This window comes from Bifidobacterium sp. B4111, from assembly GCF_026537235.1.
In the GTDB taxonomy this organism is placed as follows: Bacteria; Actinomycetota; Actinomycetes; order Actinomycetales; family Bifidobacteriaceae; genus Bombiscardovia.
Genome location: NZ_JAFNMO010000001.1, coordinates 689,330 through 714,879 on the forward strand (window position 1 = coordinate 689,330; position 25,550 = coordinate 714,879).

The 25,550-nt window shown below is 57.8% G+C and carries 24 protein-coding genes; 13 read left to right on the forward strand and 11 right to left on the reverse strand.

Annotated elements, in window-relative coordinates:
- Window positions 1-540 precede the first annotated feature (540 nt).
- The 6 genes from J3T93_RS03195 to deoC all read right to left on the reverse strand — a co-directional run bounded on the left by J3T93_RS03195 (window position 541) and on the right by deoC (window position 6,960).
- Window positions 541-1,548, reverse strand: coding sequence for a hypothetical protein (locus J3T93_RS03195; RefSeq protein ID WP_267430483.1), 1,008 nt, complete (start codon window positions 1,546-1,548; stop codon window positions 541-543).
- A 351-nt stretch (window positions 1,549-1,899) separates the two neighbouring features.
- Window positions 1,900-2,724 (reverse strand): oxidoreductase, encoded by an 825-nt coding sequence (locus J3T93_RS03200; RefSeq protein ID WP_267430484.1) that lies wholly within the window; start codon window positions 2,722-2,724, stop codon window positions 1,900-1,902.
- A gap of 153 nt (window positions 2,725-2,877) precedes the next feature.
- Window positions 2,878-3,804 (reverse strand): ribokinase, encoded by a 927-nt coding sequence (gene rbsK, locus J3T93_RS03205; RefSeq protein ID WP_267430485.1) that lies wholly within the window; start codon window positions 3,802-3,804, stop codon window positions 2,878-2,880.
- A gap of 8 nt (window positions 3,805-3,812) precedes the next feature.
- The gene (locus J3T93_RS03210) at window positions 3,813-4,829 is read right to left on the reverse strand and encodes an aldose 1-epimerase family protein (RefSeq protein WP_267430486.1); all 1,017 of its coding nucleotides are present in this window, start codon (window positions 4,827-4,829) and stop codon (window positions 3,813-3,815) included.
- A gap of 14 nt (window positions 4,830-4,843) precedes the next feature.
- Window positions 4,844-6,214 carry an L-fucose:H+ symporter permease gene (gene fucP, locus J3T93_RS03215; RefSeq protein ID WP_267430488.1) on the reverse strand — a complete coding sequence of 457 codons (1,371 nt, stop codon included), beginning with the start codon at window positions 6,212-6,214 and terminating at the stop codon, window positions 4,844-4,846.
- Window positions 6,215-6,309: 95 nt separating this feature from the next.
- Window positions 6,310-6,960, reverse strand: a complete 651-nt coding sequence (gene deoC / locus J3T93_RS03220) for a deoxyribose-phosphate aldolase (protein WP_267430489.1) — start codon at window positions 6,958-6,960, stop codon at window positions 6,310-6,312.
- A 155-nt stretch (window positions 6,961-7,115) separates the two neighbouring features.
- On the opposite strand from deoC, the gene J3T93_RS03225 reads away from it, so the two are divergent.
- The 3 genes from J3T93_RS03225 to J3T93_RS03235 all read left to right on the forward strand — a co-directional run bounded on the left by J3T93_RS03225 (window position 7,116) and on the right by J3T93_RS03235 (window position 10,649).
- Window positions 7,116-8,060 carry a sugar-binding transcriptional regulator gene (locus J3T93_RS03225; RefSeq protein WP_267430490.1) on the forward strand — a complete coding sequence of 315 codons (945 nt, stop codon included), beginning with the start codon at window positions 7,116-7,118 and terminating at the stop codon, window positions 8,058-8,060.
- A gap of 369 nt (window positions 8,061-8,429) precedes the next feature.
- Window positions 8,430-9,599: an aminotransferase class I/II-fold pyridoxal phosphate-dependent enzyme gene (locus tag J3T93_RS03230; RefSeq protein ID WP_267430491.1), complete on the forward strand. Its 1,170-nt coding sequence runs from the start codon at window positions 8,430-8,432 to the stop codon at window positions 9,597-9,599.
- Between the two features lie 57 nt (window positions 9,600-9,656).
- The gene (locus J3T93_RS03235) at window positions 9,657-10,649 is read left to right on the forward strand and encodes a D-2-hydroxyacid dehydrogenase (protein ID WP_267430492.1); all 993 of its coding nucleotides are present in this window, start codon (window positions 9,657-9,659) and stop codon (window positions 10,647-10,649) included.
- 38 nt (window positions 10,650-10,687) lie between these two features.
- Here the strand turns inward: J3T93_RS03235 and J3T93_RS03240 are convergent, their stop codons facing one another.
- Complete coding sequence (locus tag J3T93_RS03240; RefSeq protein ID WP_220235920.1) at window positions 10,688-11,278, reverse strand: xanthine phosphoribosyltransferase; 591 nt, start codon at window positions 11,276-11,278, stop codon at window positions 10,688-10,690.
- A 247-nt stretch (window positions 11,279-11,525) separates the two neighbouring features.
- Between J3T93_RS03240 and J3T93_RS03245 the strand changes: the two genes are divergently transcribed.
- Both J3T93_RS03245 and J3T93_RS03250 read left to right on the forward strand, forming a co-directional pair.
- Window positions 11,526-11,819 (forward strand): hypothetical protein, encoded by a 294-nt coding sequence (locus J3T93_RS03245; RefSeq protein WP_220235919.1) that lies wholly within the window; start codon window positions 11,526-11,528, stop codon window positions 11,817-11,819.
- Between the two features lie 190 nt (window positions 11,820-12,009).
- Window positions 12,010-14,544 (forward strand): UvrD-helicase domain-containing protein, encoded by a 2,535-nt coding sequence (locus tag J3T93_RS03250; protein WP_267430493.1) that lies wholly within the window; start codon window positions 12,010-12,012, stop codon window positions 14,542-14,544.
- Window positions 14,545-14,595: 51 nt separating this feature from the next.
- On the opposite strand, the gene J3T93_RS03255 is transcribed toward J3T93_RS03250, so the two are convergent.
- Both J3T93_RS03255 and J3T93_RS03260 read right to left on the reverse strand, forming a co-directional pair.
- Window positions 14,596-15,249 carry a response regulator transcription factor gene (locus tag J3T93_RS03255; RefSeq protein ID WP_267399854.1) on the reverse strand — a complete coding sequence of 218 codons (654 nt, stop codon included), beginning with the start codon at window positions 15,247-15,249 and terminating at the stop codon, window positions 14,596-14,598.
- The gene (locus J3T93_RS03260; protein ID WP_267399855.1) at window positions 15,246-16,493 is read right to left on the reverse strand and encodes a sensor histidine kinase; all 1,248 of its coding nucleotides are present in this window, start codon (window positions 16,491-16,493) and stop codon (window positions 15,246-15,248) included. Before J3T93_RS03260 ends, J3T93_RS03255 begins: the two co-directional genes overlap by 4 nt.
- Before the next feature lie 179 nt (window positions 16,494-16,672).
- Here J3T93_RS03260 and J3T93_RS03265 point away from each other — a divergent pair, with 179 nt between their 5' ends.
- From J3T93_RS03265 to J3T93_RS03280, 4 genes are all read left to right on the forward strand, one after another.
- Window positions 16,673-17,629: an ABC transporter ATP-binding protein gene (locus J3T93_RS03265; RefSeq protein ID WP_220235915.1), complete on the forward strand. Its 957-nt coding sequence runs from the start codon at window positions 16,673-16,675 to the stop codon at window positions 17,627-17,629.
- 41 nt (window positions 17,630-17,670) lie between these two features.
- Window positions 17,671-18,864: an ABC transporter permease gene (locus J3T93_RS03270; RefSeq protein ID WP_267399857.1), complete on the forward strand. Its 1,194-nt coding sequence runs from the start codon at window positions 17,671-17,673 to the stop codon at window positions 18,862-18,864.
- Entirely contained in the window at window positions 18,851-20,185 is a 1,335-nt protein-coding gene (locus tag J3T93_RS03275; RefSeq protein WP_267399858.1) for an ABC transporter permease, read from the forward strand. The genes J3T93_RS03270 and J3T93_RS03275 overlap by 14 nt, the downstream gene beginning before the upstream one ends.
- 168 nt (window positions 20,186-20,353) lie before the next feature.
- Complete coding sequence (locus J3T93_RS03280; protein WP_267399859.1) at window positions 20,354-20,926, forward strand: NAD(P)H-dependent oxidoreductase; 573 nt, start codon at window positions 20,354-20,356, stop codon at window positions 20,924-20,926.
- Window positions 20,927-21,012: 86 nt separating this feature from the next.
- Here J3T93_RS03280 and J3T93_RS03285 read toward each other — a convergent pair whose 3' ends face one another.
- Window positions 21,013-22,167 (reverse strand): MFS transporter, encoded by a 1,155-nt coding sequence (locus J3T93_RS03285; protein WP_267430494.1) that lies wholly within the window; start codon window positions 22,165-22,167, stop codon window positions 21,013-21,015.
- 102 nt (window positions 22,168-22,269) lie between these two features.
- A complete protein-coding gene (locus tag J3T93_RS03290; protein WP_267399862.1) occupies window positions 22,270-22,956 on the reverse strand; it encodes a TetR/AcrR family transcriptional regulator in 687 nt (228 codons plus the stop codon).
- A gap of 319 nt (window positions 22,957-23,275) precedes the next feature.
- Here J3T93_RS03290 and rpsD point away from each other — a divergent pair, with 319 nt between their 5' ends.
- From rpsD to J3T93_RS03310, 4 genes are all read left to right on the forward strand, one after another.
- Window positions 23,276-23,902, forward strand: a complete 627-nt coding sequence (gene rpsD / locus J3T93_RS03295; protein ID WP_220235909.1) for a 30S ribosomal protein S4 — start codon at window positions 23,276-23,278, stop codon at window positions 23,900-23,902.
- A gap of 92 nt (window positions 23,903-23,994) precedes the next feature.
- Complete coding sequence (locus tag J3T93_RS03300) at window positions 23,995-24,663, forward strand: histidine phosphatase family protein (protein WP_267399867.1); 669 nt, start codon at window positions 23,995-23,997, stop codon at window positions 24,661-24,663.
- 92 nt (window positions 24,664-24,755) lie between these two features.
- Window positions 24,756-25,187, forward strand: a complete 432-nt coding sequence (locus J3T93_RS03305; protein ID WP_267399868.1) for a DUF948 domain-containing protein — start codon at window positions 24,756-24,758, stop codon at window positions 25,185-25,187.
- A complete protein-coding gene (locus J3T93_RS03310) occupies window positions 25,187-25,426 on the forward strand; it encodes a hypothetical protein (RefSeq protein WP_267399869.1) in 240 nt (79 codons plus the stop codon). Before J3T93_RS03305 ends, J3T93_RS03310 begins: the two co-directional genes overlap by 1 nt.
- The last annotated feature ends 124 nt before the right edge of the window (window positions 25,427-25,550 follow it).

Consider the following 25,550-nt stretch of genomic DNA (forward strand, 5'->3'; position numbering starts at 1 on the left):
CCAGAGGGTCTTGTCGGAAGGATGCCATTCCAATCCGACAAGGCTCTTTGCTGGCTGCTTGTTGAGCTTCACAGTCTGGCGACTTCACAAAATCGGACTTGTGTGTTTGGGGGTCTATGGAGCCTATAAGTTCAATCATACGTATAGCGGTACTTTGACAACTGTGAAAGCTGATGTTTGATGAATACCGTGTTTGCGCGAACCTTTATTTTGGAAGGAATTTAATTGCTTTCGCTACAACAGAGGTGATTGTCCTACCGTTTTTTGCGACGAGACCACCTGCTGCCAACAAGCCTCCGCCGATGGTGCTTATGTTTTTCTTCGCATGATCTGCGCTTTTTCTTCGCATGATCTGCGCTGTCTTTTCTTTTTGCTAAACAGCGAGCGCAGTATATGCCATCCGGGTTATCGATAAAAGTGTGGCATCCATGGGATTTGCATACGGCCATCAGTTTTGAGCCGCATTTTGGGCAGTAATCATAGTCTTTTTTATATTTGTCGTTCTTTTTGTAAGAGTCGCATTCCTGGTTGGTGCAGCCTCTAACGCTCTTCATGGCTCTCATCCTTTTCATCAGATACCTTAAGGTACAGGTGCTTCTCAGGCAATGCTAGGGCCTCGCTTAGATTGGAAACATCAAGCTGAAGTGCGGCTCGAGATCGCCAAATTCCCTGTTCTGTTCCTGTATCAGAGCGATCGCATTCCGCTAGAAGGCCCGCATTGTCTCCCACAGTCGTCTTTATGAAGTGCGAATATGTTTCCAGGGATTTCGCCATGGCCTTGGGCTCTCCTTGCTCGCAAAAAATGGCTGCTCTGGCAATCGACGCCTGGTGTATGGCAGGAAAGCAGCTGTTGATGCTGTCCATTCTTTCATCGATGCGTTTTGTGCGTTTGCCTTTTTCATGCTCATAGTCGCCATTAGCGAGATATTTCACGTCAGACTCCATCTTCAGCTCGAGCTGGGCCTCTGCGTCCGATAGAGCGCGTAAGGACTGAGACACAAGGAGCTTTCTCAGAGAGTCGTCATCAACTTCACGAGCCTGCAGATAAAGGCGCATGCCGCTCTGTAGGAGGCCGAGCCTATCGCTCTGCTGCCCCTCGAGGACTTCCTGCACGCGCACATCTATGACTGCAATCTGGTGGGCGATGTCTTCAAGCTGACCTTGGATTGCCCTGAGTTGTATAGCGTTCGCCGCTTGAACGGGATCAATTCCCCCGCTGAAATCCTCGCGCTTGATGGGCAATTTCCTTCCATATCGCCCGTTAGAATCCAAAAGCTGGGCAAAGGTATTGCCTGTTCTATCGGCAGTCAGTTTGATGTCACCATTAGCGATGGCGTCGAGCGTATTTTTTGGAGCATCTACCACCAGGCGAAAATCACTATTCCTGGCCTTATATGCCAAGGCGAATCCGGAGGATTCGCGTTCCAGTGCATGAACTATGTCTTTAATGGCGGCATTGCTTTTATTGACGCCATTCCTTATTCCGTTCAGGAAAAATGCCAAAGGCGAGTCCGGATCGGCGTTGAGCTCAGATTCTTCAGGCTTCAATGAAACCCCCTATCGAAGGACATGCTGGCTGCACGCTAATACATGACGATAATTAATTAGATTATAACTGTCCATTGCTCGAAGGCGCTTAAAGCAACTGCTTTGTTTGGAAGTAGTCAGAAACTCAACCAAATATCAACGAATAGGCATGGCAAGGTACTTGCAATGCCCCAAGCCAACGTCGTTCACATGGCTGTTCCGGACAATGCCAGCCTTGGCAGGGAAATCGAGGTACATCAGACTGTTGGTATTTCACAATAGCTAGGCCAGTACTTGACTTCGGCGAGCTTAAACTTCGTGCATGTATCTGGCTTCAATGTAAACACCGCTCTGGGTACGTAGTTTTAGCGTTTACAGGTCCTTGGCATGGACCATCAGGTAGTCCCAGGCACGGGCAGGGAGCAGGGCATGAAGGGCGACCAGAGGTTTGGCTCCAAAGCCCAGAAGGTAGCGTGGACGGGGATGGCGTACCGTCGAAGCACGGACGATGGCCTTGGCAATGGTTGATGGTCGGGTCAAATGCCTGCTGGAGTAAAGCTTGCGCAATCCAGCAGCAGCTTGGAACCCTGACTTTCGATAGGCACTCTTGCGGGTGACCTTCTGAAGATGGTCGGCGGCGATTGCGCCCCAGTTGGTGGCGATGGCTCCAGGCTCGATCAGGACCACGTCGATGCCGAAGGGGCGGGTTTCCATGCGTAAAGCGTCGCTGAAGGCTTCAAGGGCGTACTTGGTGGCATGGTACCAGGCACCCATGTAGGTGACCATTCGGCCAGCCATGGATGAGGTATTGACGATTCGGCCGCTTCCGGCTCGGCGCATGGCTGGCAGCACCAGCTGGGTCAATCGGGCGAGTCCGAAGAGGTTGACTTCGAATTGTCGACGGACCTCGTCAATAGAGACCCGCTCGACCGGACCATAGGAGCCGTAGCCGGCGTTGTTGACCAGCAGGTCGACACGCTTTGCCCTCTGCAGAATTCGTGCGACGGCCTTCTCAATGGAGGCAGAATCGGTCAGGTCCATCTGCACGGCTGTCACCCCCTTGTCAGCCAGGGGCTTCAATCGTTCGACTCGTCGTCCTGCCGCATATACCTGGTATCCATGATCGGCGAGCAGGCCAGCGGTTTCATACCCGATGCCGCTAGTGGCTCCAGTGACCAGCGCCACTCGATTGGTCATACTTATCACCCCTTCTGGCAGGTGTCTGTGAATCGTGGCGCCTGCTTTGCTTTGAGGCACAGTATATGACAGCATTTCGTTGCAAGGACATAAAAAAGCCAGACGCGGGCGGTCTACCCGTCCACGCCTGGCAATGCGACCATAGCGAATACCTTATGCCTGCACCCTTTCCAGCAGGAGGTCTTTGAGCTCGGCGGCTGTTGGATAAGCTTTCTGGGTACCGCGGCGTGTGACGCTGATTGCAGCGTATCTGTTGGCGTGGCCCAGAGCTGTTGGCACATCCTCGCCCTGCGTGTAGTAGTGGGCGAAAGAGCCGATGAAGGCATCGCCGGCGCCAGTGGTATCCACGGCTTCAACCGTGACTGCAGGCACCAGCAGCTCCTGGTCGGCGCTGACCCATAGGGCGCCCTTGCCGCCCATGGTGACAATCAGGTTGCCTACTCCGCGCCTTACCAAGTTCCGTGCTGCGGCCTTGATCTCATCCAATGTCCCTGTGGGCATTCCTGTGAGCGTGGCCAGCTCGGTCTCATTCGGTGCGAAGAAGGCCACTCTGGAGACATAGTCGATGTTCAGATCATCATTTGCTGGAGCAGGGTTCAGCAGTACAGGCACGCCGTAGTCCTCTGCCAGTTCAATGGCATGGTAGTTGGTCTCCAAGGCGATCTCCTGTTGGAGAACGACCAGTTTCGATCCCTTGATCAGGTCTTTTTTATCGTCCAAGGCGGCAGGCGTGAGCTGTTTGTTGGCGCCTTTGACGATCAGGATCCGATTGTCGCCGCTGGTGTCCACAAAGATCGGCGCCACGCCGCTGCTTCCATCGGCGATGCCGATTCCATCAGAGCTGATGCCGTTGCTGCGGTAGTTCTCCAGCTGCTGTCTGCCGAATTCGTCCCTGCCGACCATGGTGATGAAGTTGACCTGTGAACCCAGGCGGGCGGCGGCGATGGCCTGGTTGGCCCCCTTGCCGCCGAATCCCATCTCGAATTCAGGAGCTTCCACAGTCTCTCCTTCCACCGGCATGCGATCGACAAAGGTGGTCAGCTCATACATATTGGAGCCGATGACGGTGATGTCAGCCATGATGTCCTTTACCTTTCCAGGCCGGTGGTTACCAGGAATGAGCGTGTTTCCTGGGGCTTCAGGTGGATCAGGGTGCCTGCCTTCTCAGCGGCGGCGCGGCCCTCGGGTGTGCTGGTGCCGGGCAGTGCAAAGGCCGCCACCTGTTGATCGGCGTTGTACAGGATCCAGCGGGTGACGATGGGGAATTGCTCCGTGCTGAACCGTGTCAGGAAGTTGTGTTCGGCATTCAGATGGAGCCGGAACTCGGCCACATCCGTGAACTTGGTCAGGTTCTGGGAGAAGAAGACGATCTCAGGATCGTAGTGGCTCTCGTCGTTCAGGTTGTTGATCAGATCACCGCTGGCCTTGAGCTCTTCGTTGTAGGCCAGCCACTGCGGGGTGGGATGGACGTGGGCGGGAACGGTCTGGCGCAGACGGAAAGCCTCGTCAGGCACGTTCTGTTCCATATGCCCATCATGCACGTAGGCATAGTTCATATGGCACATGTATTGCAGAGGCATGGTCTGGTAGTTGGAGAGGTTGGTGACCTCCAGGCCGATGTCGAAAAGACCGGAATCCGTGTGCAATGTTACGGATGGCCTACTCAGGTAGTGGTCGCCGAACCCTTTGACATATTCGAATTGCCCATGTATTGACATGGTCCCATCTCCGAATTCCAGCCAGGCACTGTCCATGCGGCTGGTCGGGGCCTCGCCGTGGAGTTGGTAGTCGTCCTCCGGGGCCGGGGTTCCGCCGCCAAGGAGTCCTGACGTGAACTGGAAGCAGCCGTAGGTATCTGCTATGGCCGTGCCGGGAAGGGGCTGCGAAAACATGTCCTTCATCTTTAGGCTGATGGAGTCGAAGACCGCATCCCAGATGATCAGGCCCATGTAAGGCAGGACGGTGAGCTGGCCGCGGGAGTTCTCCAGACGGACCGCTTCAACTCCTGATGGGTAGGTGAAGGTGACGGCTTTGAAATCGTCGTCCTCATAGAGGGTGAATTCGGCCGGGCCGAACATATCATGATTGAGGTGAAGCTGTTGCATGATTGGTTTTCCTTTCATTGGTTTTTCTGAGCGCCTTCAGCCTTGAAAGCGCGCATCTTTGCTGTGGAATAGACGCAGACGACCGCGAAGCAGACCACATCGACGAGGAAGGACAGGGACATGTTCGAGATGTCCGCGACGAATCCCTGCGCTACAGGGATGAAGGCCCCGCCCACGATGGACATGACGATGATGGCTCCCGCTGTTTCCGTATGGCGTTTGTCGGTCACCGTATCCAAGGTCTGCGAGTAGATGGTGGCCCAGCAGGGTCCGAACAGGCCCGAGACGATGATGGCCGCATAGACGGCGCTCATGTTGCGCACCAGGAGGATGTAGACCAGGGCAGCCAATCCGAATGCCGAGAACCACTGCAGGACCCGGGAGGGGTGCATGGACTTCATCATGAAGTTGGCGATCACCTTGCCTACGAAGAAGGCGACATAGCTGTAGATCATGAAAGTCGATGCCGAACGTTCATTGATTGAGGTATTGAGCTCCATGGCTAATCTGATGGTGAAGGACCATACAGCCGTCTGCATTCCTATATACATGAATTCGGTGAAAATTCCCCAAAGGAAGCGGCGATTGTGCGCAAGATAGGCCAGTGTCTCGCCGATGCGCGCCTGAGGCTGCTGCTTGGTGGAATCCACCCTGGGCTTGCCTGAAGGGAACTGCGTCAATGCGAAAAGCACTAGGGCGACCAGCAGGACGAAGATGATGTATTTGTAAGGCAACAGCGTATGTTGAAGGGCGCGCTCGCCGAAGGTGATGCGGGCCTGTCCGTGAAGCCCTTCCATCTGCTTTTCCAGGCTCTGGCCTGCACCGAAGATCAGGTATTTGCCCAGCAATATGCCCGCTATGGCGCCGAGCGGGTAAAAAGTCTCAGAGATGTTAAGCCGCAGAGTGGCATACTTCTTAGGTCCCATGAGGGAGCTGAAGGTGTTGGCCGAGGTCTCCAGGAAGCTTAAACCGCAGGCCAAGGCGAACAGGGCGATCAGGAAGAAGCCGTAGGTGGCCATGCGCGAGGCTGGGAAGAAAATCGAACAGCCGATGGTGTACAGCGAAAGGCCGATCATGATGGCGACCTTGTATGAGGTCTTCTTGATGATGAGTGAAGCCGGTATGGCGATCAGAAAGTAGCCCAGATAAAAGGCTGTCTGTACAAAGGCGCTGGCGACATTGGACAGGGTGAAGATGGTCTTGAACTGGGTTATGAGTATGTCATTGAGACTGGCGGCCGCTCCCCAAAGGGGGAATAGACAGGAGAGCAGGATGTACTGGAGCATCGGCGTCCTGTCCAGGTATCCATCATCCAATTCCTGCGCGCGCAGTCTGAATGGATGAAAGGATGCTTTTGGACGCTTCTGTAAGGTTGTTGATTGCATGAACCCCTCCTTGGGTTTGCATTCGGTGGCCGCCGCATTGCGTGTGCCGAGAATATTAAGAGTCGGTCCGGGGGGCCGGCCCCCGGACGCCGATGTCAGGCCTTGCCGATGATGGCCATGCTGGAGCTGGTGCCCAGCCGTTCCACACCTGCCTTGATCAGGGCCTCAGCCTCTTGCCTGGTGTGGATGCCGCCGGCGGCCTTGATGTGAATTCTGTCGCCGACTGCTTGTTTGATGACTTCGATGTCGTGCACACTGGCGCCACGGCTGGCGAATCCAGTGGATGTTTTGACGAAATCAGCGCCTGCGTCGGCCACCAGCCTGCTGGCCCGCGCGATCTGCTTATCGTCAAGCAGAGCTGTCTCGATGATGACCTTGATGACTTTTCCTGCCTGATGCACGGTCTCGACGACTGCACGAATATCCTTGGCAACGAGCTCCTCTCGACCGCCCGTCATTTCGCCGATGTTGATCACCATATCCAGCTCATCGGCTCCGTTTGCGATGGCTTCCCGGCTTTCGGCGACCTTGCTGGCTGTGGTGTTGGCACCCAGGGGGAAGCCGATGACGCAGGCAGTCAGGACATCCGAACCTTTGACCCGCTCATGGACGTGGGAAACCCAGTAGGGATTGACCATGACCGAATAGAAATGATTGTTCAGGGCTTCGTCGATGACCTGGTCGATCTGAGCGAGTGTTGCCTCCGGCTTGAGCAGCGTGTGATCGATGAGGCGATTGATCTGCATGATTGTTACCTCCTTGTGGGCATCACTGTAACAGTCAATGCACGGAAGTAAAATGCTAAAATGAACATATGTTCAAAAACTGAAGCTCGAATATCACATGACGTGACGCTGTCATTGGCTGCTGTTTCCGCACGACTAGGAGAAGAGGAAGTTTCATGATCGACGATGAACAGCATAGGAATCAAGCTGTCACAGTCTGTCACTGGTATTACGAGGAGGGCTTGGGTCAAAACGCCATCGCCCGCAGACTGGGCGTTTCTCGCCCGACGGTTTCGCGTCTTCTGGCCTACGCCAGGCAAGAAGGGCTTGTTCGGGTTATCATCGCGGACCCTCATGCTGATTTGCAATCCCTGGCCAGAAAACTCAAAGTGACTTTCGGCCTGCGAGATGTCAGGCTGTCATATGATTCGACCGGTGACGAAGAGGCCATCAGAGATAGACTAGGCGCGGTTACAGCGGATTATCTGGCGGAGATTGTCGGCGATCACGACCGTTTGGGGATCAGCTGGGGGAGGACCCTCAAGGCTGTAGCCGATCATCTGCGACCTAATGAGCACAAGGATGTATCGGTGGTGCAGCTCAAGGGAAGTGTCTCCGCATCTGACTTCAACAACTATGCCGCGGATATCGCCCTGAAATTCGGCATGGCCTTCGGCACCACCACTACTGTGCTGCCCTTGCCGGTCATTTTCGACAATGCCTTGACTCGGGACATTGTGCTCAAGGATCGTTTCATAGACGAGATCGTTCGTCAGGGGGAACGGACCGATATCGCCGTGTTTACCTGCGGAACCGTTCGTGACGATGCCATGCTTTTCAAACTGGGATATCTCTCCCGCAGAGAGATCACCATGCTGCAGCATAAGGCTGTCGGCGATGTGCTTTCACGATTCATAGCTGCCGACGGCTCCATTGCGGATGATGGCATTAACGCGAGAACGGTGGGGATACAGCTTGATCGGTTGCGCAAGAAGCCATGTTCCATATTGGTGGCGGGAGGGCCTTCCAAGATAGCATCCATGCGTGCGGTGCTTCTGGGCGGCTATGCCAATGTGCTGATTACGGATTCGCAGGCTGCCATGCGTCTGCTTGAGGAATGAGCGGGTCTGTGCAATTAAGGGGGTTACGCCGTCTGGTGTGGCTCTTCAGATGCCTATCGCGTCCATAATCACGCAATGGCTTGGTCAAATAATGGTCGCCTTTTTGGATTGCTGAAACTTCGCTGTACGCTAATTGCTAATGCTGATTGTAGATTCCGCAGGAGGTTTCAGCATGCAGGGCACACGATTTACCTATTGGTGGCACGGATTCGATCTGTGACGCCGCGTGCCTTGTAGGAACGGTTGCACGGATCGGAACCCACCGGCCCTGCAGTCGTCGACAGCATTTCCCGTGCATCGTCACCGCATAGTCGGTAGGGCAGCACCAGCGACAATGGTTGTAATAACCGCATGGGAAAGGACAAGCCAATGACATTGGCGGATCATATGAATGCCAGGGTCAAAGCTCTGGCGCCGAGCGACATTCTCGAGTTCAACAAGGAGATTGCCGGAATAGACGGCATCGTGAAGTTGACCCTGGGGGAGCCGGACTTCTTCACCCCTGAGCACGTCAAGCAGGCGGGCATTCAGGCCATCCAGGACAACCACAGTCATTACACCGAGAGTCGCGGTATGCCCAGCCTTCGCCGGGCGGCGGCCGACTATCTCCACGCCAAGTACGGGCTGGACTACGACCCCGACACGCAAATGGTGATTACAGCCGGAGCCACCGGGGGTATCTTCTCGGGCCTGACCGCCATGATCAACCCGGGGGACACGGTCATCCTGCCCACGCCCATCTTCCCTCTCTACATCCCCATTGCCCAGCTGAGCGGTGCCAGGACCGTCTTCGTCGATACCTCCGATGACGGCTTCATTCTCAAGCCGGACAAGCTGGAGGCCGCCATCGAAAACAGCGATGGTCCGGTCAAGGCCCTGGTGCTCAACTATCCGACCAATCCCACCGGGGTGACCTATGCCCGAGAGGATCTGGAGGCTCTGGCCCAGGTGGCGCGCAAGCACGGCTTCTTCGTGCTCAGCGATGAAATCTACGCCGAGCTGACCTACCAGGGTACCCATGTGTCCATGGGCACCATCCTGCCCGAGCAGACGGTCGTGCTTGGCGGGGTTTCCAAATCCCATGCCATGACTGGATGGCGGGTCGGCATCGCCGCTGGCCCCGCCGACGTTATTGACCAGATCAGCAAGGTCAACGAGTTCAGCATCACTTCGGTAACCACCAATGCCCAGTATGCGGCCCAGGAGGCTCTGACCAAGGGGATGAATGACACGGATCCGATGCGCGAGGCCTACCGCAAGCGGCGGGACTATCTGGTCAAGGCCCTGCCCGAGGTCGGTCTGGACGTCATCGATCCCAAGGGCGCCTTCTACATTTTCGCCCGGTTGCCCGAGGGCATGCGCGACAGCTGGAGCTTCGTCTACGACCTGGCTCGAAAAGCCAAGGTGGCGGTAATCCCAGGAGCAAGCTTCGGGCCTGGGGGAGAAGGCTACGTCCGCATCTCCTACGCAGCCTCCATGGAGGATCTGCATACCGCCGTGGAGCGGATTGGCGACTACATGCGTGAAAATCGCAGCTGATATCTCTGACGATTCAAATTACAACCATCAACGAAGACAGTTACCAAGGACTAGAAAATGACCAGCATTCTCATGTATTCAGTACGACCCGACGAGCAGGAGGCCATTCAGGCCTGGGCGCAAGCCAATGACATTCAGGTGGATACCACTGACCACGATCTGGGTATGAACACCGTGGACATGATCAAGGGTTACGACGGCATCGTCATCCAGCAGCACGCGGCCCTGCCCGAGCCGGAGCTCTACCAGCGGCTCAAGGACTATGGCCTCAAGCAGCTGACCCTGCGGATCACCGGCTATGACATCGTCAACCTGCAGGCCGCTCGGGAGAACGGGCTGGTCGTGACCAACGTGCCTGCCTACTCGCCCCGGTCGGTCTCCGAACTGGTCCTGGCCCAGGTCATGCGCCTGGTCCGGCATCTGGGGGAGGCCAGCGCTCGCGAGGCCAAGGACGACTATACCTGGGATGGGCTTCAGGCCCATGAGATCCACAACCTGACCGTGGGGATCATCGGAGCCGGCAAGATCGGATCGGCCGTGGCCAGGATCTTCCGGGCCCTGGGCTCCACCGTCATCGCCAACGATCCGGTTCACCGCCCCGAGCTGGCAGACACCCTGGATTACGTGGACCTGCCCACCATTTTGAAGCGGGCCGACATCGTCACCGTCCATACGCCGCTGGACGAGACTACCCACCATCTGATCAACGCGAAGGCCCTGGATGCCATGAAGCCCTCGGCCTTCCTGGTCAACGCCGCCCGCGGCCCCATTGTGGACACCCCGGCGCTGATTGAGGCCCTGCAAACCAAGTCCATCGCCGGTGCAGCCATCGATACCATCGAGGGGGAGGCTGGCATCTTCGAAAAGGACCTGAGTGGAGCCAGGGTCGGCAACCAGGCCTTGGAGACCCTCAAGGCCATGCCCAATGTGGAGGTTTCACCCCACATCGGCTTCTACACCGATGCCGCTGTGAACGCCATGGTCAACATCTCACTGAATGACGTCAAGACCATTCTGGAGGGCGGCACCAGCGAGCATCAGGTGGACTGACGCTATGTTTCCGCGACCCGGACCGGGCGCCGGCCTGCTCAGGCGGGATTGTGCGCAAAGGTGATGGTGCCCTGGTCCGGGTCCATGTTTTCCACAATGGCCAGGGACTTGAGGTTGTAGCCCTCTTTGCGCAGGGTACGGCCGCCCTCCTGGAAGCCCTTCTCCACGGCGATGCCGATGCCTTCAATGACGACCTTGGCATCATGGCAGATGTCGATCAGACCGTGCAGGGCGTTGCCCTTGGCCAGGAAGTCATCAAGGATCAGCACATGCTCGCCCTCCGTAAGGAAGCGCTTGGCCACAATGACGGGGTACTCGCGCTGCTTGGTGAAGGAGTAGATGCGGGCCGTGTACTGGTCGCCGTCAAGGTTGATGGACTGGGTCTTCTTGGCGAAGACCACCGGCACGTCGCCGAAGTGGCGGGCGGCCAGGCAGGCGATGCCGATGCCGGATGCCTCAATGGTCAGAATCTTGTCGATCCTGTGACCAGCGAATAGGCGGGCCCATTCAGCGCCCATGTGGTCAAAGAGCCGCACGTCGCACTGATGGTTGAGGAAGGCGTCCACCTTGAGTACATTGCCAGGCTTGACCGTGCCTTGGCGGCGGATTCGCTCCTCGAGTTCCTGCATGTCATCGTCCTTGTCGTCATGAATGCGGGGCCCCTGTGGTCCCGGCGGATAGACACCAAGATAACCCGGTTCTGGGACTGTGGTCAGGCCGCCCTGATCCGCCAGGTTTCACCTCCAGCGGATTGGAGTGTCTTCCTGGCGTGTCAGCCCGTCAATCCGCGGATTCAAGGTCCTGACTGTTACAGTGAAAATTGACCGCATTGGTCGCGCATCGTCGCGGTGCGTTAAAGGACCTAAGGAGGACCATATGGGGATTCTGGATGATGCAAAGGATGCCATGAAGTCTGCCGGCGAGAAGATTTCCGACGTCGCAGGCGATGTAAAGGACACCGTTATGGACAAGGCATCCGATGCCAAGGATGCCGTTGCCGACAAGATGGGCGACGCCAAGGACGCTGCCCAGGACAAGGCATCCGATGCCAAGGACGCCGCTTCGGACAAGATGGACCAGGCCAAGGCCGATGTCAAGGTGGGCAAGGCAAAGGCTGAGCAGGGCGCCACTGAGGCCGCCAACAACGCCAAGGACCAAATGCGCAACTGACTGGGTCATCTGACTTCCCCGATTTACCCCCGTTCGCTTTCCCCGTCGAAAGCGGACGGGATTTTTATATCTGCTGGCTGACCCCTGAGCCAAGGTCGATGACACCGCTTTGTGGTAGAAATAGTTGGTTGCCGGGTGTGCGCCATCCGGCCTGTGACGGTGACCGAGACCAGATGGCAAGAGGTGGCTTGTGAACGAGGAACCGGACTTGATCCAGCGCAGCGCCAAGGAGCTGCTCAAGGGGCTCAACGATCAGCAGGCCGAGGCTGTTCAATACCAGGGGCCGGCCCTGCTGATCGGGGCAGGCGCAGGCTCTGGCAAGACCCGAGTGCTGACCCGCAGGATCGCCTGGATTCTCAGTCAGTTCGGCGCCTGGCCCAGCCAGATCTTGGCCATCACCTTCACCAACAAGGCAGCTTCCGAGATGCGCGAGCGTCTGCGTCGGCTGATCGGACCCGTGGCCGACCGCATGTGGGTGTCCACATTCCACTCGGCCTGCGTGCGCATTCTGAGGAGGGATGGCAAGGAGATCGGTCTGCGATCGGGCTTCACCATCTACGATACGGCCGATTCCGAGCGCCTGATCAAACTGATTGGCAAGGACCTCAACATCGATCTGAAGCGTTACACGCCCAGAAACATTTTGAGCCACATATCCGACTACAAGAACAACCTGCAGGATTGGCGCACGCAGCTGCAGGAGTATGCCCCCGACTACCGGCCCGGGCAGCGCGGCCAGCAGATTACCGCCCGCTTCGGCAACGAGGAGGAGCTCTACTCCGTGATCTACGCCGAGTACGAGCATCGGCTGGCTCAGGCCAACGCCGTCGATTTCGACGATTTGATTGTGCGCACCGTCCAGCTGCTCCAGCAATCCCCGATGGTGGCGCAGTATTACCACCATCGCTTCCGCTACGTGCTGGTGGACGAGTACCAGGACACCAACCATGCCCAGTATGTGCTCATGCGCGAGCTTGCCGGTGCCGATGCAGGCAAGCAGGAGCAGGCCTGGATCACCGTGGTGGGGGATTCGGATCAGTCCATCTATGCCTTCCGAGGGGCCGATATCAGCAACATCAGGGACTTTGAGAAGGACTTCCCTGGGGCCCGGACCATCCTCCTGGAGCAGAACTACCGTTCAACCCAGACCATTCTGGATGCAGCCAATGCCATCATTGTCAAAAATGAAGGCCGCAAGCCCAAGAAGCTCTGGACCGCCCTGGGCAAGGGGGAGCCCATCGTGGGCTACGCAGCCGACAACGCCCAGCAGGAGGCCGCCTGGATCGCCACCGAGATCGCCAGACTGCGCAGCGAGGAGGGCATTCCCTACTCCGACATGGCCATCATGTACCGGGCCAACGCCCAGTCCCGCGCCCTGGAGGAGGGGCTGATCAACGCCGGTCTGCCTTATCAATTGGTGGGCGGGACCCGCTTCTACGAGCGCAAGGAGATCAAGGACGCCCTGGCCTACCTGCACGCCATCGCCAATCCCCAGGACGACGTGAACATGCGTCGGATACTCAACGTGCCCAAGCGGGGCCTGGCCGCACGTGCCGAGGCGGCGGCGACCTCCTATGCGGATCTGCATCAGGTCTCCTTCTGGGAGGGGGTGCAGCATATTGAGGAAGTGCCCGGAGCTTCCACGCTGATGGTCAAGCGGATGAAGACCTTCAGGGATCTGATCAGCTCCCTGACCGACTTTGCCTCTGAGCACGATGCCAAGCCATCGCAGATTGTTGAGAAGGTCCTGGAGGAGTCCGGCATGTTGGACGAGCTTCGCAAGTCCGTTGACCCGCAGGATGCCTCTCGGCTGGAGAACCTTGGCCAGCTGCAGTCTGTGGCTGCCGAGTTCGAGCAGAAGACTCCTGACGCTACGCTGGCGGGCTTCCTGGAGACCACGGCACTGGTGGCCGATTCAGACCAGCTGCCAGGCTTGGGCGACGACTCAGGCAAAGTGACCCTGATGACCCTGCACACGGCCAAGGGCCTGGAGTACCCGGTGGTCTTTCTGACTGGCATGGAGCAGGGAACCTTCCCTCACTCCCGCTGCCTCGAGGATGCCGACGAGATGCAGGAAGAGCGTCGGCTGGCCTATGTGGGCGTGACCCGTGCCAAGAGACGTCTTTACCTGACGCGGGCGGCCGTCCGCTCACAGTGGGGGCAGGTCAATGAGATGCTGCCCAGCCAGTTCCTGGACGACATCCCTGACGAGCTGATTGACTGGAAGCGTCGGCAGGCGGGCAATGAGCGGATGCGCGCAGGCTGGGACCTTGGTGACGACGAGGACGAATTCGGCGGCTTCGAGGATGAAAGCGATAGCCGTGCATTCGGTCATCGTTCATTCGGCGGGTTCGGCTCCGGCTCCGGTTTTGGCTCTTCCCATAATGTGCATGGGCGCTCGCGGACCTCCTCGCAGCGGCCGTTCGGATCATCCGGATATGGCTCTCGTAGCTCCTCTTCCAGAAGCGGAAGAGTTACGACCAGGCACAGCACAGCAAGCTCATCGTCATCCGCACGCACTGGCAGGGCCTCGGGCCAGCCCAAGTCGAATGGCCTGTCCATTCAGGACTTCTCTTTGGGCGACAGGGTGGCCCACGATCAGTATGGCCTGGGCAAGGTGGTCGATATTCAGGACAAGGGGCACAACTCGGTCTTGACCGTGGACTTCGGTTCCGAGGGAACCAAGAGGCTGATGCTGCGCTTGGCACCGATAGAAAAACTCTGAACGATCGAGACTCGGAGCCTGTCCAGGGACGAGACCGCCGAAACTATACACTCATGACTCTTGCGAGGACAGCCATTCCACGGCTAACTGGGTGCGGTTGGCCAGGTTGGTCTTGGCCAGGATGGCTGAGATGTGATTGCGGACAGTGCCCTCGCTGAGGCAGAGCCGCCTGGCGATGGCTTGGTTGTCGAGGCCGCCGGCCACCAGAGCGACGATTTCGCGTTCGCGGTCGGTCAGTGTTTGGAAGCGCCGGGGAACAGGCTCAGCCGGATTCTTTTGCGACTGTTTGTCCTTATTGCCTAGTGACAGATTAGCCACGGCCTCAGCTCCAAGAACCGTCTGTCCCGCCATGACGGCTTGCAGAGCCGGCACCACTGAAGCCACGTCCTGCTTGATCACATACCCCTTGGCGCCCAAGGCCAGGGCGCGTGAAATATATTCCTTGTCTGCAAAGGTGGTTAGAAAGAGCACACGGGCAGCCGAATCCATGGCGATGATGCGTTCCGCCGCCTCCAGACCATCCATGCCAGGCATCTGCACATCAAGCAACAGAACGTCTGGCTTTCCTCCAGCTGCCTGAAAACTCTCGAGGGCTGACTGGCCGTCACCGGCAGTCCAGAGCACATCTGCAGTACCGGTTGCCGTCAAAATCGTTGACAGGGATGAGCAGACGATCGGATCATCATCAGCGATAGCGACTTTCATGCCATTACCTTCCTACCCTCTTCATGCTCGGCTGGGGTGTGGTCGAACCAAGGCTCCTTAGGCAAGGATACGAAGACCTTCCATCCTTGCTGGTTGGGGCCGCTGTTGGCCGTGCCGCCCAAGGCCCTGGCCCTGGCCTCCATATCGGCCAACCCCATGCCGCGATGGAGCTCTGGCTTCTTTAAGTGCGAGCTGTCAGGCTGCGATTGCTGAATCCCGCCGTCGTCCTGCACCACCATCTGCCAGAAGGCTGGGAGGTCGCGCAGGATAACCTGCGCTGACTTGGCTGAAGAATGGCGGACCGTATTGGTAAGGGCCTCGCGAACAATGGTGGCCAAGCAACGGCACACTGGTGCAGGCGCTGCCTCAATGCCATTGTTCAGATCGACCTGCAGCTGCCCCGTCGAAGCTTCGGAGCTGGCTTCCTGCATCTGGGATGCGAAGTCAGTGCCCTCATCCTCCAAGTCATGCACGGAACGACGAATTGTGGTCATGGCCTCGTCCAAGGTCTTGCCGACACTGTCCAGTAGCTGCTCGGCACTCTGATCACCCTTGCTTTGAGCCACCACGCAGCCAGCCTGGATCTGCACGATGGCACGGGTGAGCTGGTGTCCCACATTGTCGTGAATGTCTCGGGCGATTCGGGTCCGCTCGGATAAGTGTGCCATCCGGGTCGCCTGGGCCCTCTCCTCGTCCAGGTCGTTGATGCGGCCGCGCAGTTGGCGAATCTGGTAGCGCTCGGTGTCTTCAATCTGCCATACACGCTCCTTAGCCTCCGCCAAGCGCGCACATGCCAGACCGCCGCCTTGCGCCAGTGCTGATGTCAACAAAGTCAGCAGCGCATAGCGCTGGGTGAAGCCTCTGAACAGTATGAGGTCAGTGATGGCAGGTATCAGCCAGAAGAATGCCGGCAACAAGTCCAAGAGCAGCCTTGAGTCCTTGGCCAGGGAGTCTTTCATGCCGACTGATCCGGCAGTCGGGACTATGGCTCCGAGTCCAACTCCCGCCTCGAAAGCCAGCGCTGGCAAAAAGAAAAGCCAGACTGGTATGAATGTTGCCAAAAGCGACACCAGGGCACCACCCAACATGGAACCTGGCGCTGGCAACGTCCATTCACACAGGGCTCCTACTGCTACCGAGGCCAAGAGGCCAGCGATCAGGGTTGCTGAAACCCCTGAACCATACCATGATCCGCATAAGGCCCCCAGACCAACCAGGGCCAGCCAGCCAGCTATCCTGCCCATGAATGTCTCCTCGCCCTGTTGCTCTATTGTCCTAAATAGTAATTGGCGGACTACCCGTTCCTGCGCCGATCCACAGGCGGGAGCACCCATGACAGATGTCATTAATCTGATTCGAGCATTTACAATTTTGATGACAACTGTCACGGTGTTGGGCCAGCTGCAGCTGGGATGATGGAATCATGAACAGTTCACATGAGCAAGAGCCGGCCTTGAAGGTCAGCGCATTGGTGAAGCGCTACGGTGACACGGTGGCCTTGGACCACTTCGACATGGAAGTCGGTCGTGGCGAGGTATTCGGACTGCTCGGCCCTAACGGTTCAGGCAAGTCAACTGCCATCAACTGCATCCTGGCCTTGCTCAGCTTTGAATCGGGAACGGTTCGCATATTCGGGCAGGAGATGACCCCGACCTCCTACGATCTCAAAAGTCATATCGGCGTGGTTCCACAGAATGTGGCCGTCTTCAATGAACTGAGCGTTCAGGAGAACATCGACTATTTCTGCTCCCTCTACGTGCCCAAGAAGGCCGACCGCAAGGACCTGGTCGAGCAGGCCATCGACTTCGTGGGGCTGGGCGATTTCCGCAAGTTCCGCCCGGGCAAACTGTCGGGCGGCCTGCTGCGCAGGCTCAACATCGCCTGTGGCATCGCCCACCAGCCCGACCTCATCTTTTTCGATGAGCCCACCGTCGCCGTTGATCCCCAGAGCCGAAACGCCATCCTGGAGGGCATCGAACGGCTGAACGACCAGGGGGCCACCGTGGTTTACACCAGTCATTACATGGAGGAGGTGGAGCAGATCTGTACGCGGATCATGATTATGGACCATGGCCGTCAGATTGCCCTAGGCGCGGCTGAGGAACTCAAGGGCATGGTCCAGGCCGGTGAGCAGGTCACCGTCGAGACTCTGGACCTGCAGGAGTCCACACTGGCCAAAATCCGCGCCCTGCCTCTGGCTCAATCTGTCGACTATGACGGCAAGGAGCTGGTCATCCGCTGCCGCCAGGGCGAGCACAACCTGCAGGACGTGTTGACGGTCCTGGAATCCACCCAGACCAGCTACGGCCACCTGACCAGCCGTCCGCCATCCCTCAACGACGTTTTCCTGGAGCTGACCGGCAAGGAACTGCGTGACTGAGCGCGGTCCATAGGCTCAATTGCCGTAAGGAGCACATATCTATGTGGAACTCATTCCTGATCAACGTCAAGACCTCGATACGCAACACCTCCTCCCTTTTCTGGGTCCTGGCCTTTCCGGTCATTCTGGCCGCTCTGATGCTGGGCATCATGGGCAACCTGCAAGACGGCTACACTGCCGAGGCACAGCATTTCGCCATAGTCTCGGACAGCAACTGGAAAGCCAGCCCAGGTGCTGACGAGCTGGTTTCCTCACTATCGAAGAAACCCAAGGCTGGGTCCGACGACACTCAGCTGCTTATCCCGACGACGGTGGCTACCAAGGCCGAAGCAGACACGCGTCTGGATAGCCGGAAAGACATCGGATACCTGTACGCGGGCTCTGACGGTCTGGTCAACATGGTCCTGTGCGACCGTGAAGCAGCCAGCATCCAATCCGATTCAACCGCTTCCGAAGGCATAGCGGTCTCCATTCTCTCCGCTTCGCTGGGCAGCTTCAACCAAGCAAAATCCGCAAGGTCTACCAAATCCTCACCGAGTACTCAAATTCTGGTGCGATCCGGCGGACAGACCTACACCAAGCAAATCCGCCTGACGCACATCCACCCTTCGATGACCGCGCCCTACTTCTTCGCTGTGCTCGCTATGGCCTGTCTTATCGGTGCCAGCACCGCAGCTGAGATGATTGCCAGGACTCAGCCCAACCTTTCAGCCTTGGGAGCCCGACGGGCCAGTTCTCCCAGCCCCAAGTGGCGGCAGGCAGCGGGTGCCTTTCTGGCCTCCTGGCTCTTCTCCGCAGTCAGCCTCCTAGTCGCCTATATCTTCGTCCGAACAGTCTGCGGCGTGCAAATCGGCGGTCGTGACCCGATAGCACTCATAGCCATCGCCGTGGGCACCTTTATGGCTACCGCTTTCGGCTCTATGATGGGTGCGATTCCCAAACTCCCCATCGAAACGAAGGTTGGTTTGGTCGTCGGCATCGACTGCACCCTGAGTGCCTTTATCGGCCTCTATGGCAGCTTGGCTATGGACCTCAACAATGCCATACAGGAACGCGCTCCGGTCCTGCACCTGATCAACCCCGTCAAGCAGGTCTCCAACCTTTTCTACGACATCGTCTACTACGACAGCCTGGCACCCTTCGCCCGCACCTGCGGCATCCTGGTCATTATGGCCGCCATCTTCCTGGCTGCCTGTGGTCTGCTCCTAAGGAAACAACGGTATGAATACTTGTAAAACAGCACTGCGCGTCATCTGGGCGCATAAGTTCTACCTCCTCCTGTATCTGGTGGGCATGAGCCTGATCATGATTGTCATCGGTTCCACGAATATGCAGGCCGCGGTGCGTGCCAATGCCTCAAGCTCGGTTGGGCGCTTCGAACCCGCACGTGCGAAGGTAGCCGTCATCAACAGGGATTGCGGTGACCAGGTCGGTTGCGAGCTGGGCCGGGGTCTGGAGCAGTATCTGGGCAAGTCGGCCCAGCTGGTGACAGTCGAAGATAGGCCACAGGCTTTGCAGGACGCAAATGTATCCGGCAAAAGCGATTTGACCATTATCATCCCAGCCGGATATGGGCAACGCTTCCTTGAGGCGCTTGAAGACACTGCTGCCCAAGCTCCCAGCGGCGGTAAGACGCTTGGTTTTCCGAAAGTTGAAACGGCGGCCTCCTATAATTCCAGCCGTGGCAGTCTGGCACAACTGCAGGTGGACAGCTATTTTGATGCTCTTCGTTTTGCTGTGCTTGCAGGTCGAGGACAAAACGGCTCGATGGAGCTGCATTCGTCGGCAGTGTTCAAGGATGCGGCCGCCTATGCAGTGGCCCACTATGCCGACAACCAGCCACATGTGGGCATCCATGCCAGCCCAAAGGGCGACAATAGAGCACTGTCGGAAGGCTTCGCTACGACAGTTGGCCTGGCTGCCTTTCCCTTGATGACAGCGCTGACGGTCAGCGTCGCCACGCTCTTCGCCGCGTTCAGCTCTCCTGACCGACGTCGGCGCCTGCTTGCCTCCCCAATGCGATCAAGCAGTCTGAATGGACAGGAGCTCACGGCAGCCCTCATCCTGGCAGGCATCTCCTGGGCCTACTATGTGGCACTCGTTGCCTTCAGTATGGCGGCTTCTGGGGTGTCCTTGGCTTCACTGGGCTGGGGGAGGGTGCTGCTGAGCTTTGTCGCCATGCTGATATTCGCGGTATCGGCGGCATCCTTCGGATTCATGCTTGCTCAGTTCAATCCTTCCTCTTCGCTCATAAACTCTGTAGGCGTCATCTTCGGCCTGGTGGTTATGTTCACCTCCGGGTCAAGTACCGGCGGCAGCCTGCCTCCGGTCATGCAGACCATCGGTAAACTGACTCCGGGCTGGTGGTACAACACCGCTGTCCAATCAATAGTGGATGCAAGTGCGGCAGATTTGGCCTCCTGGGGTCTTCCGCTTACTGTGGTTGCCTTGTTCGCACTGGCCTATTCCTGCGTTGGTCTCATGGTCTCCCGCCTGACACGCACCCGGGCCACCCTGGTCGCTCCTGCTGGCTCCGATCCTAGTATGATCGGGTAGCTTACCTGCATTCATATAATCTTCAGGCCAGACCCATCGCTGTCCAATCTGTCGACGGTTTTGCTCGCGGTAAGTTACCGAATATAAAATTATTATTGAATAATAGAGCCAGCTGAAGTTTTAGATAGCGCCAAAGCCAAATGCAGTACAACTGAAGAAGTAGATGACATGAACATACTTGTTATTCAAGGATCACCCTATGAAGGTAGTTTTAGCCATGCCAACGCCCAGGCTTACGCACTAACTGCCCGGCGTAAGGGTCACGCGGTCGAGATGATCGACCTCAGCCAAGAAGACTTCGACCCGGTGCTTCGTTACGGCTATGCCAAGCACATGGAGGACGAATCAGCACCTAAGCGTTATCAAAGCATGGTTGCCCGAGCCGATCATCTGGTCTTTGTCTTCCCCATTTGGTGGGCAGGTGAACCAGCCATCCTCAAGGGCTGGTTGGATAGGGTACTCACGCCACAATTTGCCTACCGGTACGGGAGCAGTCTCAAATCGGAGGGACTGCTCAAGGGCAAGACGGCGCAAATCATCAGCAGCAGCCATGGGCCGGCCTTCGTCTCCAAGATGCATGGTTCCACCGTGACCCGATGGAAGTATTCCATCCTAAAATTCTGCGGTATCAAATTTACTGGGGCCAGCATTCTGGGCCGCATCGACTCGAAGGTTGATACGCCTGGACGCCGCAAGGCCTTCACTCGGAAGATTTGCAAGACAGTGCCTTCAGCAAAGTAAGACCTGTCAGCCTTTAAGCGATGGACCTTTGACCGTCAATGACGAAAAGCGCTGGCGCGGCATTCAAAGGGCATACGCCATGCCAGTCATTCGTCCGGTTTCATGGCCAGCCTGGCGATCAGACATGTCAGCAGTGTCACCATGACCACTCCAGTGATGATCAGGGTCATGGGGCAGTGGTCGATCAGCGGGCCGAAGGCGGCTTGTCCCAGCGGAATCGCACACATGCATAGACTATTGGTCAGCCCTATCACCTTGCCTATCAGCCTTGCAGGGGTATGAATCTGCTCATAGGACAGGGAAGTGATGCTGACCGTCTGCACTATTCCCGCTGCCAGAGCTATGCATCCGGTTACCAGTGCGAAGAGGACATGAGTAGGCGAATGCAGAAGCAGTCCTGCTGCAATGGGCAGGAGAACCAGGGCGCTGGCCGAGAGCAGCATGGGTATTCGTTGCAGATTGAACCAGGCTGGACGGATGGACACCAAGACGGCTCCAAGCAGGCTTCCGCAGGCCAGTATTCCTTCGGCCAGCCCCTGCATGGCATTGCTCAGGCCCAGCGTGCGAGTGACCATATAGGGCAGGGCCACGTTGATGTAGGAGGCAAAGATCAAGTTGGCCGCCAGGCTGAGTCCTATGACCACTTTGAGGTTGCCATGCCTGACCAGAAATTGTGCAGCCGCTTTGGCATCCGCGGCCAGATGGCTCACCAGTGCTCTTGGGCCTTGGGAGGAGCCCTGTGCTGGTTCGGGAATACTGACGGCGATCCTGATCCAGACAGCAGAAATAAGACAGACCAAGGCGGCAATCCCGACCGCTTGCATGATTCCGAAGAATCCCATGACCATGCCGGCCAACACTGGTCCGATCATTCCTACGAGGGAGATCGCCTGGGAAACCAGGGCTGATGCACGGGTCAGGTCTTTTCTGTCTACCAGGCAGTGAAGGGCTGCTTGCACCGTTGGGCTGTAACAGGCCCTATAGGCGTTGACCAGCATCATGCAGGCCACGGTCAAAAAAACGGGGTCGATTTTGTGGCCGATCAGAATGTACAAGAAGGCGGTCAATGCCGACAGAATGTCCAGCACTGCCATGGTGGACTGCTTGTGCAGTCGGTCAGCCAGAGCTCCGCCCAGGGGGGTCAGGAGTATGGATGGAAGGACGGCCAGAGCGGATGCCATGCCATAGAGGGATGCCGATCCTGAGATGTTGAGCAGATGAAGGGGAAGGGCGAAGACCAAGCATGTCTGCCCCTAGATTGGAGAGAATCTCAGTCGTCAGAAGAGCAATGAACGGCGGTGCCAGCAACCCTTTGCCTGAGGTTTGGTTGTGAGCGAGCGGGTTCATATGCTCCCCTCGCCTTCGGTCTTTTCATTGCCGCCCCCTTTGGCATCGGTGCCGAAGGAGGCCAGCAGGTCGGAGAACCCTTGGCCCTCCAGGGGGATGCCCAGGCCCTGCAGGATAGAGAAAAAGCAAGCGGCTCTGGTGCGCAGTTCCGCCTGTGTTCCCCTACGAAAGAAGGGAAGGAGCCACATATTAGCCAGCAGGCGGAAGATCTCTGCAGTTTGTTCGACGTGGTCCACATGCATTGAACCGTCCTGGTTGCCCTGCTTGATCAGGTCGACAAAGTCGTCCCGCTCATCCACCAAGGCGGTGAATTCCATGCCGATCATCTTAGGATTGGCCTTTGGGTTGAATTCGCGGAACATCAGATCCGCGGCCTCCAGCCTCTTTCGCGCCCGCTCGGGAGAGAAGAGCGACTGCAGCTGCTTCAAAGCCGTGTCTTGCTTCGACCGGGCATGGGCCTTGCTGGTCGTCTCGCTCACAGTGTTCATCAATCTATTGGCCACAGCGTCGAAGAGGTCTTCCTTGGACTGGTAGTGATGGTAAACAGCTCCCTTGCTCAAGCCTCCTGTTGCATTGATGATGTCCTGCATGCTGGTTTTGTCGTAGCCTTGGCGGGTGAAGAGCTCGGTAGCGGCTTTGATGATTCGCTCTTGCGTCAGTTCAGGGTGAGCATTGCGGGCCATAGGCGTCTTCCTTTCAGGTCGATGACGATAGGTCATCGTCGGTTGGTTGGGGGAGTCTGCTTGTCATGACTCGATATCATACCGACCGTTGGTATGAATATATCACAACATACTCTTTGCCCCAGGTCGGGCACATGTGGTTTAATGAACACTTGGTTTGCGCATTTGTGCGCAAATCTATCTGGAGTCTCAGCCCATCAATGGGTCGGCGGCCGCAAGGTCGTTCGTGCTTGGCACGGTGAAGCATTGGAGAGGCCTGACTCGACGGTTTCGGCCGTCTTCGTTCAGATAACGACAGAAGCAAGTAAGGATTGCATCAATGACTAACATTCAGCGTGCGCGTCGCCAGGTCCGCCTGTCCCGCGCTCTGGGCATCGCCCTGACCCCCAAGGCCCAGCGCCTGTTCGAAAAGCGCCCCTATGGCCCAGGCGAACACGGCCGCAGCCGCCGTCGCACCGAGTCCGACTACGCTGTCCGTCTGCGCGAGAAGCAGAGGCTGCGCGCCCAGTACGGCGTCTCCGAGAAGCAGCTGCGTGCCGCCTACGAGCGGGGCACCCACGAGTCCGGCCAGACCGGTGCAGCCATGCTTCGCGAGCTGGAGTGCCGCCTGGACAACCTGGTCCTGCGCGCCGGCATCGCACGCACCACGGCCCAGGCTCGTCAGTACGTGGTCCACCGCCATATCCTGGTCGACGGCAACATCGTGGACCGTCCTTCCTACAGGGTCAAGCCCGGTCAGACCATTCAGGTCAAGCCCAAGAGCCAGACCATGGTACCCTTCCAGATCGCCGCAGAAGGCGTCCATAGGGACGTGCTGCCTGCAGTCCCCGGCTACCTGGACGTGGACCTGGCCTCCCTGAAGGCCACCCTGGTCCGCAAGCCTGAACCGGAGGAGATCCCGGTTCAGGTCAACATTCAGTATGTGGTCGAGTTCTACGCTCGCTGACCGCGAAAAATCTCGGGGCCCCGGTTCGTCCGGGGCTCTTTGCATGTCAGGTTCTGCCGCCCCTGTTGGGATTCGCGTGGGATAATGGGGTCATGTTGCTCCATCTGTATGCTGTCCGCCATGGACAGACTTATTTCAACCGTTACAACCGTCTCCAGGGCTGGTCCAACTCGCCCTTGACCTCATCGGGGCTCGAGGATGCTGATCGTGCGGGCCAAAGATTGAGCAAAGTGAGCTTTGCGGCCGCCTACTGCTCGGACACTACACGCGCCCAGGAGACAGTCCGCAGAATCCTGGACCAGAACCAGTCGGAGAACAAGCCTGAGCCGGTCAGCGACAGTCACTTCCGCGAGCAGTTCTATGGCTATTTCGAGGGGCAGGACATGGCCTTGGCCTGGTGGGCTGCAGGCGCGCCACATGGAGCAGGAACCTACCAGCAGATTGTGGACCAGTTCGGTCTGGCCGCCACCAGGGACTTCCTCAAGGAGGCCGACCCCTTTGGCGATGCGGAGTCCGACAGCGAGTACTGGACGCGCATTGCCGGCGGATTCGCCCTGATTGCAGCCGATCCGCATCTGAAAGATGGCGACCGCGTCCTGCTGATCTCGCACGGCAACACCCTGCTCAGTCTGGTCAACCGCTTCGGCGGCGGTCGTTACGACACCAGCTGCCGCCCGAGCAACGGAAGCGTCACAATATTCGACTTTGATACGGAAGCCCCCTTTGAGCGCGCCCTGCAGGTTCAGTCCTTCAACCGCTGAATCGGCTTCAACCGGCCGGTCGTGGCCTAGTCTGATAGACGGTGCGTGCTAGCGTTGTCCCCAGTATCGTACCAATGGAAGAGAGGTAGCAGATGGGCGTAGGAGAGATTGCCGGCCTGATAGCGGCCATTGCTTTCGCTATCCTGGCGGGGTTTCTAATCTATCCCCTGATTCGTCTGGGGAAGCTCTTCGACCAGTTGGCGCAGACCATCAAGCAGGCGGGCGACCATGTGGTGCCCACCCTGGACGAGTCCGCCAGCACGGTCACTCAGCTCAACCAGACCCTGACCGACATCAATCGCATCTCCGCAGCGGCCTCGACCACGGCAGGCAACGTCGGCGCCCTGACCGATCTGTATGGATCAATGCTGGGCAAGCCGGTCATCAAAGTGGCAGCCTTCCTCTATGCCCTGCGCAAGACGATCTCGTCATTCCTTTCAGGTAGTCGCGACAACGCCGAATCCAATCCCTCCACAGCAAAAAAGACCAATGACGGTCAAGGGAACGAGGGGAGGACCCGCTGATGTTCAAACGGATCTTCTGGATGGGGCTGGGCGTCACGGCAGGCGTGGTCCTGGTGACCAAGGCAGAGGCCTATGTGAGGGCCAATACCCCGAAGCGTGCGAGGGAATTCGTGCTGGGTGAGGACCAGGACCAGGTAGCCTCACGGACCCTGTCCGGTCTGGTGCGCCAGTTCACCCAGACAATGCACCAGCGGCAGGACGAGCTGGGCCGACGCTATCTGGACCGTTTCCAGGGCTGAGCCCGGGGCGGACAGGCCAAGGCAGACGCGCCTGGCCGGTATAAAATCACCATATTCAGCTAAGAGTCCGGAGTGAGGGCGACCTGCTCGCACCCCGTATAACCGAGTCATTTAGACAACCCGT

What these genes read in the sequence shown, in the direction of transcription:
- J3T93_RS03200 (WP_267430484.1), bottom strand. Translation starts at nt 2,724, where the DNA reads ATGACCAATCGAGTGGCGCTGGTCACTGGAGCCACTAGCGGCATCGGG.
- J3T93_RS03245 (WP_220235919.1), top strand. Translation starts at nt 11,526, where the DNA reads ATGGGGATTCTGGATGATGCAAAGGATGCCATGAAGTCTGCCGGCGAG.
- J3T93_RS03290 (WP_267399862.1), bottom strand. Translation starts at nt 22,956, where the DNA reads ATGGCCCGCAATGCTCACCCTGAACTGACGCAAGAGCGAATCATCAAA.
- J3T93_RS03265 (WP_220235915.1), top strand. Translation starts at nt 16,673, where the DNA reads ATGAACAGTTCACATGAGCAAGAGCCGGCCTTGAAGGTCAGCGCATTG.
- J3T93_RS03275 (WP_267399858.1), top strand. Translation starts at nt 18,851, where the DNA reads ATGAATACTTGTAAAACAGCACTGCGCGTCATCTGGGCGCATAAGTTC.
- J3T93_RS03280 (WP_267399859.1), top strand. Translation starts at nt 20,354, where the DNA reads ATGAACATACTTGTTATTCAAGGATCACCCTATGAAGGTAGTTTTAGC.
- fucP (WP_267430488.1), bottom strand. Translation starts at nt 6,214, where the DNA reads ATGCAATCAACAACCTTACAGAAGCGTCCAAAAGCATCCTTTCATCCA.
- J3T93_RS03260 (WP_267399855.1), bottom strand. Translation starts at nt 16,493, where the DNA reads ATGGGCAGGATAGCTGGCTGGCTGGCCCTGGTTGGTCTGGGGGCCTTA.
- rpsD (WP_220235909.1), top strand. Translation starts at nt 23,276, where the DNA reads ATGACTAACATTCAGCGTGCGCGTCGCCAGGTCCGCCTGTCCCGCGCT.
- J3T93_RS03255 (WP_267399854.1), bottom strand. Translation starts at nt 15,249, where the DNA reads ATGAAAGTCGCTATCGCTGATGATGATCCGATCGTCTGCTCATCCCTG.
- J3T93_RS03225 (WP_267430490.1), top strand. Translation starts at nt 7,116, where the DNA reads ATGATCGACGATGAACAGCATAGGAATCAAGCTGTCACAGTCTGTCAC.
- J3T93_RS03300 (WP_267399867.1), top strand. Translation starts at nt 23,995, where the DNA reads ATGTTGCTCCATCTGTATGCTGTCCGCCATGGACAGACTTATTTCAAC.
- J3T93_RS03235 (WP_267430492.1), top strand. Translation starts at nt 9,657, where the DNA reads ATGACCAGCATTCTCATGTATTCAGTACGACCCGACGAGCAGGAGGCC.
- J3T93_RS03305 (WP_267399868.1), top strand. Translation starts at nt 24,756, where the DNA reads ATGGGCGTAGGAGAGATTGCCGGCCTGATAGCGGCCATTGCTTTCGCT.
- J3T93_RS03270 (WP_267399857.1), top strand. Translation starts at nt 17,671, where the DNA reads ATGTGGAACTCATTCCTGATCAACGTCAAGACCTCGATACGCAACACC.
- rbsK (WP_267430485.1), bottom strand. Translation starts at nt 3,804, where the DNA reads ATGGCTGACATCACCGTCATCGGCTCCAATATGTATGAGCTGACCACC.
- J3T93_RS03310 (WP_267399869.1), top strand. Translation starts at nt 25,187, where the DNA reads ATGTTCAAACGGATCTTCTGGATGGGGCTGGGCGTCACGGCAGGCGTG.
- J3T93_RS03230 (WP_267430491.1), top strand. Translation starts at nt 8,430, where the DNA reads ATGACATTGGCGGATCATATGAATGCCAGGGTCAAAGCTCTGGCGCCG.
- J3T93_RS03240 (WP_220235920.1), bottom strand. Translation starts at nt 11,278, where the DNA reads ATGCAGGAACTCGAGGAGCGAATCCGCCGCCAAGGCACGGTCAAGCCT.
- J3T93_RS03210 (WP_267430486.1), bottom strand. Translation starts at nt 4,829, where the DNA reads ATGCAACAGCTTCACCTCAATCATGATATGTTCGGCCCGGCCGAATTC.
- deoC (WP_267430489.1), bottom strand. Translation starts at nt 6,960, where the DNA reads ATGCAGATCAATCGCCTCATCGATCACACGCTGCTCAAGCCGGAGGCA.